Source organism: Eggerthella guodeyinii (genome assembly GCF_009834925.2).
In the GTDB taxonomy this organism is placed as follows: Bacteria; Actinomycetota; Coriobacteriia; order Coriobacteriales; family Eggerthellaceae; genus Eggerthella; species Eggerthella guodeyinii.
The window spans coordinates 2919165-2935285 of record NZ_CP063310.1 but is presented as its reverse complement, the minus strand read 5'-3'; the positions used below and the strand labels follow the sequence as shown (position 1 = coordinate 2935285).

General features: G+C 65.6%; 18 protein-coding genes. 16 read left to right on the top strand and 2 right to left on the bottom strand.

Going from position 1 to position 16121, the window contains the following annotated elements:
- The first annotated feature begins 7 nt into the window (after positions 1-7).
- The 8 genes from fusA to GS424_RS12415 all read left to right on the top strand — a co-directional run bounded on the left by fusA (position 8) and on the right by GS424_RS12415 (position 9786).
- Entirely contained in the window at positions 8-2125 is a 2118-nt protein-coding gene (gene fusA / locus GS424_RS12450; RefSeq protein ID WP_160942732.1) for an elongation factor G, read from the top strand.
- Positions 2126-2158: 33 nt separating this feature from the next.
- On the top strand, positions 2159-2467 hold the full coding sequence (gene rpsJ, locus GS424_RS12445) for a 30S ribosomal protein S10 (protein WP_009304899.1): 309 nt from the start codon (positions 2159-2161) through the stop codon (positions 2465-2467).
- Between the two features lie 15 nt (positions 2468-2482).
- Positions 2483-3103 carry a 50S ribosomal protein L3 gene (gene rplC, locus GS424_RS12440; RefSeq protein ID WP_154333774.1) on the top strand — a complete coding sequence of 207 codons (621 nt, stop codon included), beginning with the start codon at positions 2483-2485 and terminating at the stop codon, positions 3101-3103.
- A 30-nt stretch (positions 3104-3133) separates the two neighbouring features.
- The gene (gene rplD / locus GS424_RS12435) at positions 3134-3757 is read left to right on the top strand and encodes a 50S ribosomal protein L4 (RefSeq protein ID WP_160942733.1); all 624 of its coding nucleotides are present in this window, start codon (positions 3134-3136) and stop codon (positions 3755-3757) included.
- Positions 3757-4041, top strand: a complete 285-nt coding sequence (gene rplW, locus GS424_RS12430) for a 50S ribosomal protein L23 (protein WP_154333776.1) — start codon at positions 3757-3759, stop codon at positions 4039-4041. The genes rplD and rplW overlap by 1 nt, the downstream gene beginning before the upstream one ends.
- Before the next feature lie 271 nt (positions 4042-4312).
- Positions 4313-5014, top strand: a complete 702-nt coding sequence (locus GS424_RS12425; protein WP_160942734.1) for an ABC transporter ATP-binding protein — start codon at positions 4313-4315, stop codon at positions 5012-5014.
- A gap of 10 nt (positions 5015-5024) precedes the next feature.
- Positions 5025-8426 carry an FtsX-like permease family protein gene (locus GS424_RS12420; RefSeq protein WP_160942735.1) on the top strand — a complete coding sequence of 1134 codons (3402 nt, stop codon included), beginning with the start codon at positions 5025-5027 and terminating at the stop codon, positions 8424-8426.
- Between the two features lie 46 nt (positions 8427-8472).
- Complete coding sequence (locus tag GS424_RS12415; protein WP_160942736.1) at positions 8473-9786, top strand: trigger factor; 1314 nt, start codon at positions 8473-8475, stop codon at positions 9784-9786.
- Between the two features lie 85 nt (positions 9787-9871).
- Here the strand turns inward: GS424_RS12415 and GS424_RS12410 are convergent, their stop codons facing one another.
- On the bottom strand, positions 9872-11818 hold the full coding sequence (locus GS424_RS12410; RefSeq protein WP_160942737.1) for a putative bifunctional diguanylate cyclase/phosphodiesterase: 1947 nt from the start codon (positions 11816-11818) through the stop codon (positions 9872-9874).
- 149 nt (positions 11819-11967) lie between these two features.
- Positions 11968-12222: a hypothetical protein gene (locus tag GS424_RS12405; RefSeq protein ID WP_160942738.1), complete on the bottom strand. Its 255-nt coding sequence runs from the start codon at positions 12220-12222 to the stop codon at positions 11968-11970.
- Between the two features lie 358 nt (positions 12223-12580).
- Between GS424_RS12405 and rplB the strand changes: the two genes are divergently transcribed.
- Genes rplB through rplN form a run of 8 tightly spaced genes read left to right on the top strand, consistent with a single transcriptional unit; the run spans position 12581 to position 16107 of the window.
- Positions 12581-13411 (top strand): 50S ribosomal protein L2, encoded by an 831-nt coding sequence (gene rplB / locus GS424_RS12400; protein WP_154333782.1) that lies wholly within the window; start codon positions 12581-12583, stop codon positions 13409-13411.
- A 22-nt stretch (positions 13412-13433) separates the two neighbouring features.
- On the top strand, positions 13434-13709 hold the full coding sequence (gene rpsS / locus GS424_RS12395) for a 30S ribosomal protein S19 (protein WP_009306352.1): 276 nt from the start codon (positions 13434-13436) through the stop codon (positions 13707-13709).
- 15 nt (positions 13710-13724) lie between these two features.
- The gene (gene rplV / locus GS424_RS12390) at positions 13725-14066 is read left to right on the top strand and encodes a 50S ribosomal protein L22 (protein WP_154333783.1); all 342 of its coding nucleotides are present in this window, start codon (positions 13725-13727) and stop codon (positions 14064-14066) included.
- Positions 14067-14071: 5 nt separating this feature from the next.
- Positions 14072-14785 carry a 30S ribosomal protein S3 gene (gene rpsC / locus GS424_RS12385; protein WP_101723128.1) on the top strand — a complete coding sequence of 238 codons (714 nt, stop codon included), beginning with the start codon at positions 14072-14074 and terminating at the stop codon, positions 14783-14785.
- Positions 14786-15208, top strand: a complete 423-nt coding sequence (gene rplP, locus GS424_RS12380; RefSeq protein WP_154333784.1) for a 50S ribosomal protein L16 — start codon at positions 14786-14788, stop codon at positions 15206-15208.
- The gene (gene rpmC, locus GS424_RS12375) at positions 15209-15403 is read left to right on the top strand and encodes a 50S ribosomal protein L29 (RefSeq protein ID WP_009306348.1); all 195 of its coding nucleotides are present in this window, start codon (positions 15209-15211) and stop codon (positions 15401-15403) included.
- A gap of 23 nt (positions 15404-15426) precedes the next feature.
- Positions 15427-15687, top strand: coding sequence for a 30S ribosomal protein S17 (gene rpsQ, locus GS424_RS12370; RefSeq protein ID WP_101723126.1), 261 nt, complete (start codon positions 15427-15429; stop codon positions 15685-15687).
- A 51-nt stretch (positions 15688-15738) separates the two neighbouring features.
- Entirely contained in the window at positions 15739-16107 is a 369-nt protein-coding gene (gene rplN / locus GS424_RS12365) for a 50S ribosomal protein L14 (protein WP_101723125.1), read from the top strand.
- Positions 16108-16121 lie beyond the last annotated feature (14 nt).

The following is a 16121-nucleotide window of genomic DNA, read 5'->3' as shown; positions in this document are numbered from 1 at the left end:
TCGACTCATGGCTAAACTGGAACTGAAGGATACGCGCAACATCGGCATCATGGCCCACATCGACGCGGGCAAGACGACGACGACCGAGCGCATCCTCTACTACACGGGCAAGACCCACAAGATCGGCGAGGTGCACGACGGCGCCGCGACGATGGACTGGATGGTGCAGGAGCAGGAGCGCGGCGTGACCATCACCGCCGCCGCTACGACGTGCTTCTGGAACTACCCCGGTGGCGCGGACGACGGCAAAGAGTACCGTTTCCAGATCATCGACACCCCGGGCCACGTGGACTTCACGGCCGAGGTCGAGCGCTCTCTGCGCGTGCTCGACGGCGCGGTCGCGGTGTTCGACGCCGTGGCCGGCGTGCAGCCGCAGTCCGAGACGGTGTGGCGCCAGGCCAGCCGTTACGGCGTGCCCCGCATCGCCTACATCAACAAGTACGACCGCGTGGGCGCCGACTTCTTCCACGCCATCGACACCATGAAGGATCGCCTGGGCGCGCCGGCCGTCGCCGCGCAGATGCCCATGGGCGCCGAGGACAACTTCTGGGGCGTCATCGACCTCGTCACCATGACCGCATGGGACTTCAAGGCCGACGAGAAGGGTATGACCTACCCCGAGCCCATGGACGCCATCCCGGCCGAGTTCGCCGAGGAGGCCGAGCTGCGCCATCAGGAGCTGCTTGAGGCTGCCGCTGACTGCGACGACGATCTCATGGAGAAGATCCTCATGGAGGAAGAGGTGACGGTCGACGAGCTGAAGGCCGCCATCCGCAAGGGCACCATCGCCTGCCAGATCCACCCCGTGTTCGTGGGCTCGTCCTACAAGAACAAGGGCGTGCAGGAGCTGCTCGACGCCGTGGTGGACTATATGCCGTCCCCGATCGACGTGCCGGCCATCAAGGGCACGAACCCGGACACGGGCGAGGAAGACGAGCGTCCCTCCGACGTGAAGGCGCCGTTCTCGGCCCTGGCCTTCAAGATCATGACGGACCCGTTCGTGGGCAAGCTCACCTACCTCCGCGTGTACTCGGGCCAGCTCGACTCGGGCTCCTACGTGAAGAACGCGTCGAAGGACAAGAAGGAGCGCATCGGCCGTCTGCTGCAGATGCACTCGAACCAGCGCGTCGACATCGACGGCTGCGCCGCGGGCGACATCGTCGCCGTCGTGGGCCTCAAGGACACCTCGACCGGCGACACGCTGTGCGACGAGAAGCACCCGATCATCCTCGAGTCCATGGAATTCGCCGAGCCGGTTATCGACATCGCCGTCGAGCCGAAGACGAAGGCCGAGCAGGACAAGATGGGCATCGCGCTGCAGAAGCTCGCCGAGGAGGACCCGACGTTCCGCGTGTCCACCAACCAGGAGACCGGCCAGACGATCATCGCCGGCATGGGCGAGCTGCACCTCGAGATCATCGTCGACCGCCTGCTGCGCGAGTTCAAGGTCGAGGCCAACGTGGGCAAGCCGCAGGTTGCGTACCGCGAGACGGCCACGAAGGAAGTCGACAACGTCGAGGGCAAGTTCGTGCGCCAGTCCGGCGGTCGCGGCCAGTACGGCCACGCGGTCATCAACCTGCTTCCCCAGGAGGCCGGCAAGGGCTACGAGTTCGAGAACAAGATCGTGGGCGGCGTCGTCCCCAAGGAGTACATCACCCCGATCGACCGCGGCATCCAGGAAGCCATCAACTCGGGCGTGCTCGCGGGCTACCCGGTTGTGGACATCAAGGTCGAGCTCGTCGACGGTTCCTACCACGACGTCGACTCCTCCGAGGCGGCGTTCAAGGTCGCCGGTTCCATGGCGGTCAAGGCCGCGCTCAAGAAGGCCGCTCCGGTCATTCTCGAGCCGATGATGGCCGTTGAGGTCGAGACGCCCGAGGAGTACATGGGCGACGTCATGGGCAACCTGTCCAGCCGTCGTGGCCAGATCCAGGGCATGGGCGACCGCGGCAACGCCAAGACCATCAAGGCGAAGGTTCCGCTGTCCGAGATGTTCGGCTATGCCACCGACCTGCGCTCCACGACGCAGGGTCGCGCTTCGTACACGATGCAGTTCGATTCGTACGAGGCAGTTCCGAAGAACGTGGCAGAGGAAATTATCAGCAAGGCCGGCGGCAACGCCTAGGGCGTGCGCGCGAGCATAACGGAGGTAAAGTAAGTGGCTAATCAAAAGATTCGCATCCGCTTGAAGGGGTACGATCATGAGATCGTGGACCAGTCCACGAAGCTCATCGTCGATACCGCGCAGAAGACGGGTGCCAAAGTGTCCGGTCCCATTCCGCTGCCGACGGAGCGCAACCTGTACTGCGTCGTCAAGGGCCCGCACGTCGACAAGGATTCGCGCGAGCAGTTCGAGATGCGCACGCACAAGCGTCTCATCGACATCCTGGAGCCGACCCCGAACACGGTCGATTCCCTGATGCGCCTCGATCTCCCTGCCGGCGTCGACATCGAGATCAAGCTGTAAAGGGGGATGTGCGATATGATCAACGCCATCTATGGTAAGAAAATCGGCATGACCCAGATCTTCAGCGAGGACGACCGCGTCATCCCCGTGACGGTGATCCAGGCCGAGCCGAACAAGGTCTGCCAGGTCAAGACGAAGGACAGCGACGGCTACGAGGCCGTGCAGCTGGGCTTCGGCGCCATCAAGGAGAAGAAGGTCAACAAGCCGATGGCCGGCCACTTCGCCAAGCAGGGCGCGGCTCCCACGCGCTACCTGCGCGAGGTGCGCGTCGAGAACGCCGGCGAGTACAACGTGGGCGACGAGCAGACGGTCGCCGCGTTCGCCGAGACGAAGAAGGTCGACGTGACCGGCACGTCCAAGGGTAAGGGCTTCGCCGGCGTCATGAAGCGCTACGGCCATCGCGGCGGCCCGGGCGGCCACGGTGCGCACTTCCATCGCGCTCCCGGTTCGGTCGGCCAGTGCGCCACGCCGTCCCGCGTGTTCAAGGGAGTCAAGCTCCCGGGCCACATGGGCGTCGACACCGTGACCGTGAAAAACCTGGAAGTCGTCCGCATCGACGAGGAACAGAACCTCATCCTCGTCAAGGGCGCCATCCCCGGCGGCAAGAACGGCGTCGTTCGCGTCCGCATGGCGTAGTTGAAGTAACCTATAAGGAGCTTGTATATCATGACGACTATCGAGATCAAAGACGCGAGCGGAAAGAAGGCCGGCACCACCGACCTCACCGCTTCCGTGTTCGGCATCGAGCCGAACGTGCCCGTCATGCACCAGGTTGTGCGCGCCCAGCGTGCGTCCTGGCGCCAGGGCACGCACAGCACGTTGACGCGCGGCCAGGTGCGCGGCGGCGGCAAGAAGCCGTGGCGCCAGAAGGGCACCGGCCGTGCCCGTCAGGGCACCATCCGCGCCCCTCAGTGGGCTGGCGGCGGCGCCGTGTTCGGCCCGCATCCGCGTTCCTACGCGTTCCGCGTGAACAACAAAGAGGTCAAGCTGGCCATGCGCTCCGCGCTGTCCGCGAAGCTGGCCGACGGCGAGCTGTACGTGGTCGACACGTTCAACTTCGAGAAGCCCTCGACGAAGGCGGCTGTAGCTGCGCTCAAGGCCCTCGGCCTCGACCGCCGCACGACCGTCGTCATCGCCGACGACGACGTGAACGCCTACCTGTCGTTCCGCAACATCCCCACGGTGAACATCCTGCCCGTGGCCGAGGCGAACACCTACGAGCTGATCGACAACAAGGCGCTCGTGTTCACGGCCGACGCCCTGAAGCGCATCGAGGAGGTGCTTGCATAATGAAGGACCCCCGCGAGGTTATCATCCGCCCCGTCATCACGGAGCATAGCTACGACCAGATGGAGAAGAACACCTTCACCTTCGAGGTTGCCAAGGATGCCAACAAGGTTGAGATCCGCCAGGCCGTCGAAGCCATCTTCAACGTGACGGTGGTCAAGGTCAACACGCTCAACGTGAAGCCGAAGCCGAAGCGCGTGCGCTACCAGCTCGGTAAGACCCGCGCCTGGAAGAAGGCCATGGTCACCCTCAAAGAGGGCGATACCATCGAACTCTTCGCTTCCTAAGCGACCCGCACATCGTGCACCCAAGCGCCCCCGCATTCGCGGGGGCGCTTCTGCGTGATGCGGCGCATCGCGCCCCGCACCCGGCGCCTCCCCAAGCGAGCCGTTCCGCCGGGTCGCCGGATGGTTCGCGCGAACCATATGTTCTCGTTCGTCGTGCATGCGCGTTCAACGGGCCGGCGTTCGTGACGGCGGCGTGTTGTTGCTGGCGCTGGGGGATGGGTTCGTGTATGGTGGGGGAAACGGGTATTCGAGCTGATGGAAGAAGGCAGGCATGGCGTTCGTGGAGTTTCGCGACGTGCGCAAGGTGTACCGCATGGGCGAGGTGGAGGTCGCCGCCGTCGACGGCATGACCTTCGACATCGAGCGCGGCGAGCTCGTCGTGGTCGTGGGCCCCTCGGGGGCGGGCAAGACGACGCTGCTCAACATGCTGGGCGGCATGGACGCCTGCTCGTCGGGCACCATCATGCTCGACGACCGCGAGATCAGCGCCTTCTCCGAGAAAGAGCTCACGTACTACCGCCGCTACGACATCGGGTTCGTCTTCCAGTTCTACAACCTCGTGCAGAACCTCACGGCGCTCGAGAACGTGGAGCTTGCCAGCCAGATCTGCAAGCACCCGCTCGACGCGGGCACGGTGCTCGAGCAGGTGGGGCTGGGCCACCGCCTCGACAACTTCCCGGCGCAGCTCTCCGGCGGCGAGCAGCAGCGCGTGGCCATCGCCCGCGCGCTCGCCAAGAACCCCAAGCTGCTGCTGTGCGACGAACCCACCGGCGCGCTCGACTACCACACGGGCAAGGCCATCTTGAAGCTGCTGCAGGACACGTGCTTCGAGACGGGCAAGACGGTGGTGCTCATCACACACAACTCGGCGTTCACCGCCATCGCCGACCGGGTGATCCACATCCGCGAAGGCCGGGTGGCCGGCGTCGAGGTGAACGATGCTCCCGTGTCGGCCGAGACGATCGAGTGGTAGCGGCACGAGAGTGAAAAGCGCGTTCAACACCGAAACCCTGCGTTCGATCACCCACTCGCTCGGGCGCTTCCTGGCCATCGCGGCCATCGTCGCGCTGGGCACGGGCTTCTACGCCGGCCTGCGCATGACCGCGCCCGACATGAAGCTGGCGGCCGACGAGTACTTCGACGGCACGTCGCTCATGGACATCCGCGTGCTGTCGACCCTCGGCCTCACCGACGACGACATCGCGGCGCTGCGCCACGTCGAGGGCGTCGAGGCCGTCATGCCCGCGCGCGAGACCGACGTCATGGTCACCATCGACTCCGAGCAGTACGCCGCGCGCATCCACTCGCTGCCCGACGCGGCGCGCACGAGCGACACCTCCGACGGCGTGCACGCGCGCTCCGACGATCCGGACTATCTGAACCGCCCCCTTCTCGTGCGGGGCTCGTGGCCTCAGAAGGCGGGGGAGTGCGTGCTGTCGTCCAACCTCGTGGAGAACGACGCCATCGCCATCGGCGACACGGTGACCATCACCGAGGGCACGCAGGACGTGGACGACACCCTCGTCACGCGCACGTACACGGTGACGGGCTTCGTGAACGCGCCGTACTACGCCACGTCGTCGAGCATGGGCGAGACCACGCTGGGCTCGGGCTCCATCCAGCAGTATATGTACGTGCCCGAGAGCGACTTCTCGGCCGACCTCCCCTATACCGAAGCGTACGTCACCGTGCGCGGCGCGGCGGACGAGCACGCGTCGAGCGACGCGTACGACCGGCGCGTGGCCGAGGTGATGGACCGCATCGAGGCGCTCGCCCCCGAGCGCGAGCAGGCGCGCGTCGACGGGTTGAAAGCCGACGCCCAAAAGGAGCTCGACGAGAAGCGCGCCGACTACGAGCGCGAGAAGGCCGACGCGCAGGCGCAGCTCGACGACGCGCAGCGCCAGCTCGACGAGGCCGCCGCCACGATCGCCCAGAGCGAGCAGCAGCTGGCCGACGGCCAGGCGTCCTACGACAGCGGCGTGACCGAGCTGGCGAACCAGAAGGCGAGCGCCGATGCGCAGCTGGCCGACGCCGAGCGGCAGATCGCCGACGGTCAGGCCCAGCTCGACGCGCAGCGCCCCGCGCTCGAGGACGGCGCCGCCCAGCTGCAGCAGGGCTGGGACGCCTACGACGCGCAAGCGGCCCAGGTCGAAGCGCAGCTCGCGCCCGTCGAGGCGCAGATCGCCGCCGGCCGGCAGCAGCTGTCTCAGATGCAGGCCCAGCTCGACGAGCTCAACGAGGATCCGGAGGCCAACGCCGAGGCCATCGCGGCCCTGCAGCAGCAGATCGCGGCCCTCCAGCAGCAGCTTGCCGCCGCGCAGCAACAGGTCGACGGCGCGCGCCAGCAGCTGGCCGACGCTCGGTCGACCCTCGACCAGCAGCAGGCTTCCTACGACGCCGGCAAGGCGCAGTTCGACGCGAGCGCCCAGCAGCTCGAGCAGGCGCGCGCCGAGCTGGCCGCCGCGCGCTCGCAGGCCGACTCCCAGATCGCCGCGGCTCAGCAGCAGCTCGACAGCGCCGCCGCGCAGCTGCAGGACGGCCACGCCCAGCTCGAGCAGGGCCGCGCCGACTACGACAGCGGCCTCGCCGAGTACGAGCGGCAGAAGGCCGACGCCGACGAGCAGCTGGCCGACGCCGAGCGCCAGCTCGACGACGCCCAGCGGCAGATCGACGACCTGGAAAGCCCCGAGTGGCTCGTCATGGACCGCACGGCCAACTACGGCGCCGCCAGCTTCGAGGCGGACGCCGACCGCGTGGACAGCATCGCCGCCGTGTTCCCGTTCATCTTCTTCCTCGTGGCCGCCCTCGTGGCCCTCACCACCATGACGCGCATGGTGGAGGAGGAGCGCGCGCTCATCGGCACGTTCAAGGCGCTCGGCTACCGTCGAGGGCGCATCGCGTCCAAGTACCTCGCGTACGCGGCCGTGGCCAGCGGCGCCGGCAGCCTCGTGGGCATCCTCGTGCTGTCGCAGGTGCTGCCCGCCGTCATCATGAAGGCCTACGGCATCATCTACTTCGTGCCCGAGCTGCCGCTGCCGCTGCCCATCGATCCCTGGTTCGCCGGGCTCGCGGCCGGTCTCGGCGTCGGCGTGACGCTGTTCGCCACCTGGGCTGCCGTCACCGCCACCCTGCGCGAGCGCCCCGCGCAGCTCATGCTGCCGCGCGCGCCGAAGGCCGGCAAGCGCTTCCTGCTCGAGCGCATCGGGCCCCTGTGGCGGCACCTCTCGTTCTCGTGGAAGGTGACGTTCCGCAACCTGTTCCGCTACAAGAAGCGCTTCATCATGACGGTCATCGGCATCGCGGGCTGCACGGCCCTGCTGCTGACGGGCCTCGGGCTGTCCAACGCCATCAACGACATCATCGACAAGCAGTTCGGCGAGATCACGAAGTACAACGCCACCGTCACGCTGGCGGACGACCTGTCCGACGAGGAGCGGCAGCGCGTGGACGACCTGCTGGACGACGGCTCGCTCGTCACCGCGCACACGATGGTCATGCGCCAGAACATGCTGGCGAGCGGGCCGGACGAGCAGGACAAGCGCATGGAGCTCGTCGTGCCCGAGGACCCGGCGTCGTTCGACGACTACGTGGCCCTCGACACCCGGGTGGGCCACGAGCCGGTGGAGCTGGCCGACGACGGCCTCGTGCTCACCGAGAAGCTGGCGGGCGAGCTGGGCGTGCGCGTGGGCGACGCCGTCGCGCTGACCGAGCAGGACGCCCTCGGCAACGCGACGAGCGCGTCCTACGAGGCAACGGTCACGGGCATCGTCGAGAACTACGTGTACCACTACGCCTATATGGGCCCCGCGCTCTACGAGCGGCTCATGGGCGAGGCGCCCGACTACCGCACCGTGCTGGCCATCACCACGTCCGACCCCGACCAGCGCGCGCAGCTGTCGAGCGACCTGCTGGCCATCGGCGGCGTGAAGACCGTGGCGTACAACGACGAGACGATCGACGCGTACCGCGACATGATGTCGAGCGTGAACATGATCGTGGTGGTGCTCGTCACGGCCGCGGCGGCGCTCGCGTTCATCGTACTGTACAATCTCACGAACATCAACATCACCGAGCGCATGCGCGAGATCGCCACGCTCAAGGTGCTCGGCTTCACGCCGCGCGAGATGAACGCCTACATCTTCCGCGAGATCTTCCTGCTGGCGGCCATCGGCTGCGCGGTCGGCCTCGTGCTGGGCGTGTGGATGGAGAGCTTCGTCGTGGTCACGGCCGAGGTGGACCAGATCATGTTCGGCCGCGACATCCACGCCACCAGCTTCCTGCTGGCGTTCCTGCTGACCATGCTGTTCACCGTGCTCGTCATGCTGGCCATGCGCGGCAAGCTGCACCGCATCGACATGGTGGAAAGCCTCAAGTCCAACGAGTAATGCGCTACAATGAGCGCTTGACGATCAAACTAGAAGGGGACGCCTTATGAAGGTAACCGAAAAGAAGCTCGACGACGGCCAGGTTCTGCTGGAAGCCGTCGCGTCCACCGCCGAGGTCAGCCATGCCCTGACGATGGCCCAGTACGGGTTCGCCCAGCAGATGGGCATCCAGCCCACGCCAGGCATGTCCGTCGAGCAGGCCGTGGAGAAGCAGCTCGGCATCAAGGATCTCGACGCCATCGTGCAGCAGCAGGCCATCGAGTACCTCGTGCCGTTCGCCATCGACAAGCGCAACATCACGCCGGCTTATCCCGCCCAGCCGAAAGCCGACGGTCCGCTCAAGCGCGGCCAGACGTTCTCGTTCGAGCTGCGCGTGGCGCCGAAGCCCGACTACGAGCTGACGTCCTACGAGCCCGTGTCCATCACCGTGCCGCCGTTCGAGGTGGAGCAGGCCGAGGTGGATGCCCAGATCGCCCAGATCGCCGAGAGCTACGCCGAGTTCGTGTCGGACGAGCCGCACCCGGTGCAGAGCGGCGACGGCTTCCTGCTGGCCCTCGACGCCTCCCAGAACGGCGAGAAGATGGACAACCTGTCCACCGAGGGACGCACGTACCTCACCGGCATGGGCCTCATGCCCGAGGACTTCGAGAAGCACCTCATCGGCATGAACGTGGGCGAGACGAAGTCGTTCTCGTTCGACCTGCCGGGCATGGGCGCCGAAGGCGATGCCAAGGGCGACACCATCGACTGCACCGTCACCGTCAAGGAGATGCAGAAGAAGGTCGTCCCCGCCATCGACGACGAGTGGGTGGCGAAGAACCTGCCCATGTACCGCGACGCGGCCGCGCTGCGCGGCGGCATCGCCGAGCGCTTGACGGCCGACCGCCGCGCGCAGTACGAGGCGTACAAGCTGCAGGTGGCCGCCTCCGAGCTTGCCAAGCGCTTCCAGGGGCGCATCCAGGACGAGGTGTACGAGGCCATGCAGAAGACGCTCGTGTCCAACCTGCGCGGCCAGCTGCAGCAGCAGGGCATCCCGTTCGAGCAGTTCGTGCAGAGCCAGGGCGGCGAGCAGCAATTCGGCATGCTCATGATGATGCAGACCCGCGAGATGCTCGTGCAGGGCTACGCGCTCGACGCGCTGTTCCGCCACGAGAAGCTCACGCTCACCGACGAGGACATCGACGCGGCCTGCCGCTCGATGAACCCGCAGAACCCGGACGCCGTGAAGCGCGAGATGCAGGAGAACGGGCGCGGGTTCGCCCTGCGCGAGGCCGCCGAGCGCATGAAGGCGAACCAGTGGCTGCTCGACCACGCCACGGTCACCGTGGAGGACCCGAAGGAGCCGGCCCCGCAGCAGTAAGCGCCGCAGGCAGCGAGAAACGAGAAGGGGGAATCGGCTTCGGCCGGTTCCCCCTTCTTCTTCGCCGTTGCGAAGCGAAGCGTCTCTAGGAGCGCTCGCTCGCCGCGATGACGGCCGCCGCATCCTCGGGCGGCAGCGGCCGCGAGAACAGGTAGCCCTGCATGAGGTCGCAGCCGCAGTGGTCGAGGTAGGCGCGCTGCTCCTCGGTCTCCACGCCCTCCGACAGCGCCTCGGAGCCGATGGACGAGAAGCACGCGATGAGGTACGGCAGGAACGCCGCGTTGTCGCTTCCGGCCGTGGCCGACCACAGGATGCTCTTGTCGATCTTCACCACGTCGAACGGCAGGTTGAGAACCGTGGACAGGTTGGAATAGCCCGTGCCGAAATCGTCGAGGTAGAAGCGCACGCCCTCCTCGCTCATACGGGTCATGAACGTGCGCACGGCCTCGGGGTTCGCGATGATGGCGCTCTCGGTGATCTCGATGCGCAGGTACGACGCGGGGATGCCGTGGCGCTCCACGATGGCCAGCACCCTTTCCGCCAGGTCGTTCTGCACGAACTGCACCGACGAGAGGTTCACCGACACGCCGCGGAACGCGGTGCCCGGATGCTCGTCGCAGTAGGCCCGCACGAACGCGCACGCCCGATCGAGCACCTCGTAGGTGAGCTCGGGGATGATGCCGGTCTCCTCGGCGATGGGGATGAACTCGTCGGGCGGGATGGGCCCCAGCTGCTCGTCGTACACGCGGCACAGCGCCTCGGCGGTGACGAACGCGCCCGCCTTCTCGGACCAGATGGGCTGGTAGTGCACGGTCAGGCTGTTGTCGGCCACCGCCTCGCGCACGATGTCGGCGATGGTGCTGCGCCGGTTGATGGCGTCCATGATGGCGGGCGTGCAGATGCACGACGACCCCGATTCGAGCCGCTTCGCCTTCGCGGCGGTGTATTCGAGCGCGGTCACCACGTCGGCGGGGGTGTGGGCGATGGCGGGGTACGACACCACGCCGATGGCGGCCGTCATCGTGTAGGAGTAGCCGCCGATGGTCCAGGGCTGCTCCAGCCGCTCGTGCAGCGCATCCAGCACCGCGTCCACGTCGTGATCCGGGTTGCCCTGCATCTCCTCCTCGTCCATGAGCAGCGCGAACTGGTCGCCGCTGTAGCGGTACAGGCGCACGGTGGGCCCGAGCGTCTCGAGGAACTGCGCGAACTCGCGCAGGAAGCGGTCGCCGTTGTCGTGCCCGAACTTGTCGTTGATGAACTTGAAGTTGGACAGCGACACGAGCAGCGTGGTGAACGGCCGCTGCTTGTCGTGCATGAGCGCCACCATGGACAGGAACTCCTGGCGGTTCGGCGCGCCGGTCAGCAGGTCCACCGACAGGCGCTTGTTCTGCAGGTACAGGTAGATGATCAGCAGCGAGCACGCCGCGGCCGAGCCCGACAGCAAGTAGGAGGGGAACACCTGCTGCACGGCGATGACGGCCACGGCCACGAGCGGGAACACGGCCAGGATGCGCTTGATGGCCGGGTCGATGGGCGAGCGCGTGAACACGACGAGCGCGAAGCACGCGATGCAGTAGAAGTAGAACACGAGGTACGTGGTCAGGATGAGCGGCCCCTGGTGGTAGCCGCCCGCATCGTCGAACCAGAACAGGCAGTTCGTGGCGAAGTTCGCGATGACGCAGAGGAAGTACAGCACGCAGGGGACGGCGCTCACGGCGATCTGCCAGCGTCCCACCGAGCTGGCCTCGCCGACCACGGCGACGGCGTAGTAGAAGTACACGGTTCCCAGCAGCGGGGTGAGCACGAAGTAGACGGCCGTCACGAGCCAGGTGAGGGGCAGCAGTTCCGCGGGCGCGTAGGCGATCATGAGCGTGGAGGCCAGGTTGGTGCCGATGGCGCCCAGCGTGGTGATGAGGCAGAGGCGGAACAGCAGGTTCTTGCGCGACGGCACTGCGTGGCTTTTGCGCGAGTACACCGAGATGATGAGCACGATGATGAAGGCGATCATTTCCGCCGAGACGTTCCATGCCATAGTGTCCGCCGTTCACGCTTTCTCGCAACTTCCCCGATGCGCCCCAAGCGCACTGCGCTCATTGTACCCCACCTTCGGGCGCTCCAAGCGCGCGTATTCGACACGGGGAGAGGTTGTCTTCGCGGTTGAATCGCCTGCTGTGCGGGCGGTTACACGAGCACGAGGCGGGCGCGGTGGGGAAGGCCGATGTCGCCGATGACGCGGCTGGGGTCGATGAGCGAGCCCGTGTCCTCGGACATGAGCGCGTTGCCGCGCACGACGTCGGGCCGGGCGGGCGCGCGGGAGGCCAGCGCGCGGGCGATGAGCAGGCTCGCCTCGCGCACGGTCAGCGCGGAGGGCACCCAGAGGTCGTAGGCTTCGCGCGTGGCGGGAAGCAGGACGTTCACGAGAATCTCGTCGCGCATCACGCATCCTTTCCGCGCATCCGATCAACTATGAGCAATAGTATCATGGTATTGACGGCGGCGGGGGGCGCGAAGGCGCGTTTTGAACGAAACCGGGAAGCGGGGAGGGCCCCGCCCGCCCGTGGAGCACTTGTGCGCAGGTTGTGTCTGTGAAATTGCTTCTTGAATACAAGGCGTTTTCTGCGTATAATTCTCGGTTGCGTCTGGACTTCGATGGATACACCCGGACGCGTGGCAACCGGAGTCGCACGTACCCAGCCTCCCTGAGGTACACCGGCGGCAATCGGAGCCACGAAGAGACGAAGGATTCTCGGTGTACGGAGAGGCGTGCGAGCGAGAATCCGCAGAAAGGAAAGCAATGGGAGTCAAACAGTACAAGCCGACCAGCCCCGGCCGACGCTTCCAGACGGTCTCGGACTTTGCCGAGATCACGACGTCGAAGCCGGAGAAGTCGCTGCTTGCGCCGCTGTCCAACAAGGCAGGGCGCAACAACAACGGCCGCATCACCACCCGTCACCAGGGCGGTGGCAACAAGCGCCGTTACCGCATCATCGACTTCAAGCGCAACAAGGACGGCGTCCCCGCGAAGGTGGCGACGATCGAGTACGACCCGAACCGCAGCGCCCGCATCGCCCTGCTCAACTACGTTGACGGCGAGAAGCGCTACATCCTTCATCCGAAGGGCCTCCGCGTGGGCGATACCGTCATGAGCGGTGTCGAGGCCGACATCAAGCCGGGCAACGCCCTGCCGTTGGCCAACATCCCCGTCGGCACGCTCATCCACGCGGTGGAGCTGCAGCCGGGCAAGGGCGCCGCTATCGCCCGTTCCGCCGGCACGAGCATCCAGCTCATGGGCAAGGAGGGCGACTACGCCATCCTGCGCATGCCTTCCTCCGAAATGCGCCGCGTGCTCATCACGTGCCGCGCGACGGTGGGCGAGGTCGGCAACGCCGAGCACTCCAACATCAAGATCGGCAAGGCCGGTCGCAACCGTTGGAAGGGCATCCGCCCCAGCGTTCGCGGTACCGTCATGAACCCGGTCGACCACCCGCACGGCGGCGGCGAGGGCAAGAACAAGTCCGCTGGTCGTCACCCGGTCACCCCGTGGGGCGTTCCCACGAAGGGCCATCGCACCCGCAATCCCAAGAAGGCTTCGAGCCGCTTGATCATCCGCCGTCGCAAGAAGTAGCGCAAAGCGTTAAGGAGTAATAGTGAGTAGAAGTTTGAAGAAGGGTCCTTTCGTTGAACCGCGCCTTCTTGATCGTATCGAGAAGATGAATGCGGCGGGCGAGAAGAACGTCGTGAAGACCTGGTCGCGCTCGAGCACCATCTTCCCGGAAATGGTGGGTCACACCATCGCCGTGCACGATGGCCGCAAGCACGTGCCGGTATACGTTACGGAATCCATGGTCGGCCACAAGCTGGGCGAATTCGCCCCGACCCGCACGTTCAAGGGTCATTCCGCCGACAAGGGCAAGAAGAGATAAGAAGGGGTGAAAACAATGGAAGCTAAAGCAATCGCACGCTACGTCCGCGTTTCGCCCCGCAAGGCGCGCATCGTCATCGATCTGATTCGTGGCAAGTCCGTGCCCGCCGCTCGCGAGATCCTGCAGTTCTCCGACCGCGCCATCGCCGAGGTCGTCGCCAAGACGCTGAACTCCGCTGTGGCCAACGCCGAGAACCTGCACCACGTGCGTCCGGAAACGCTCGTCGTGAAGACGGCCTTCGCCGACGAAGGCCCCACGCTCAAGCGCATCCGTCCGCGCGCCAAGGGCTCCGCTTCGCGCATCCGCAAGCGCACGAGCCATATCACCATCATCGTCGCACCGCGAGAGGAGGCATAAGCCGCATGGGTCAGAAAGTAAGCCCCACCGGGTTCCGCCTCGGCATCACCGAGGAATGGCGTAGCCGCTGGTATGCCGACAAAGACTATGCCAAGAACCTGGCAAACGACTTGGCCATCAGGAAGTTTTTGGACAAGCAGCTCGCCCGTGCCGCCGTCTCCAAGGTCGAGATCGAGCGCGCTGGCGACAAGATCAAGATCATCGTGACCACCGCCCGCCCGGGCGTCGTGATCGGCAAGAAGGGCGCCGAGATCGACTCGCTGCGCAAGAAGCTCGAGAAGGTCGCCAACGGCCCCGTGTCCATCGAGGTCGTCGAGGTCAAGCGCCCCGAGCTCGACGCCGCGCTCATCGCGCAGTCCGTCGCCGAGCAGCTCGAGGGCCGCGTCGCCTTCCGTCGCGCCATGCGCAAGGCTGTCCAGTCCGCCCGCAAGAGCGGTGCCAAGGGCATCCGTATCCAGTGCTCCGGTCGTCTCGGCGGTGCCGAGATGAGCCGTCGCGAGTGGTATCGCGAGGGTCGCGTGCCGCTGCACACGCTGCGCGCCAAGATCGACTACGGTTTCGCCACGGCTGCCACGACGATGGGCTCCATCGGCGTGCAGGTGTGGGTGTACCACGGCGAAGTGCTCCCCGGCCAGAAGGCTCCCCAGCCGGCGCTCGAGGGCAGCTCTCGTCCCAGCCGTCCCCGTCGCAACGATCGTAACGATAGGAGGGCAAAGTAAATGCTCGTACCTAAGCGCGTTAAGCACCGCAAGGTGCAGCGTGGTTCCATGAAGGGCAAGGCCAAAGGCGGCACCCGGTTGAACCACGGCGAATATGGCATCCAGGCGCTCGAAGCCGCATGGATCACCAACCGTCAGATTGAGGCAGCCCGTATCGCCATGACCCGCTACATGAAGCGTGGCGGTAAGGTGTGGATTACGATCTTCCCGGACAAGCCCATCACGCAGAAGCCTGCCGAGACCCGCATGGGTTCCGGCAAGGGCAATCCCGAGGCGTGGGTCGCGGTCGTCAAGCCCGGCCGCATCATGTTCGAGATCGGTGGCGTCGACGAGGAGACCGCTAAGGAAGCGCTCCGTCTCGCCATCAACAAGTTGCCCATCAAGTGCAAGATTGTTTCTCGTGAAACGGAAGGGCAGGAATAAATGAAAGCAGCAGAGATCCGTGAGCTGTCTGCCGACGATTTGCAGGCGAAACTCAAGGAAGCGCGCGCGGAGCTTTTCAACCTGCGCTTCCAGATGGCCACGAGCCAGCTTGACAACACCGCCCGCGTGAAGCAGGTCAAAAAGGACATCGCGCGTATTCAGACCGAGATGCGCGCCCGCGAGCTGAGCGCTTAGCTCGTCAGGAAGGTAGAGTACCCATGAGCGAAGATCGTAACTCCCGCAAGGTCCGTCAGGGCGTCGTCGTGAGCGCCGTCAACGACAAGACCTGCGTCGTGCAAGTCAAGGAGCGCAAGCCGCATCCGGTGTATGGCAAGATGATGACGACGACGAAGAAGTTCCATGCCCATGACGAGAACAACGAAGCCGGCCTCGGCGACACCGTTCAGATCATGGAAACGCGTCCGCTGTCGAAGATGAAGCGCTGGCGCCTCGTCAAGATCGTCGAGAAGGCCCAGTAGTCCCGCGCGTTTATCGCGAGAGACTATCGAGATGAAAGTTAGGTTGAAGCAATGATTCAGATGCAAACCATGCTCGCAGTGGCCGATAACTCCGGCGCTCGCAAGGTGCAGTGCATCAAGGTCCTGGGCGGCTCCAAGCGCCGCTACGCGGGACTGGGCGATGTCATCATCTGCAGCGTTAAAGAAGCCGCGCCGAACACCAACGTGAAGAAGGGCGATGTCGTCCGCTGCGTGGTCGTGCGCGTGAAGAAGGAAGTTCGTCGTCCCGACGGCAGCTACATCAAGTTCGATCAGAACGCAGCCGTCCTGATCGACACGAACGGCGCGCCGCGCGGCACGCGTATCTTCGGGCCCGTCGCCCGCGAGCTGCGCGACAAGAAGTACATGAAGATCGTGTCCCTGGCACCGGAAACGCTCTAAGGAGGTGTTGCGCA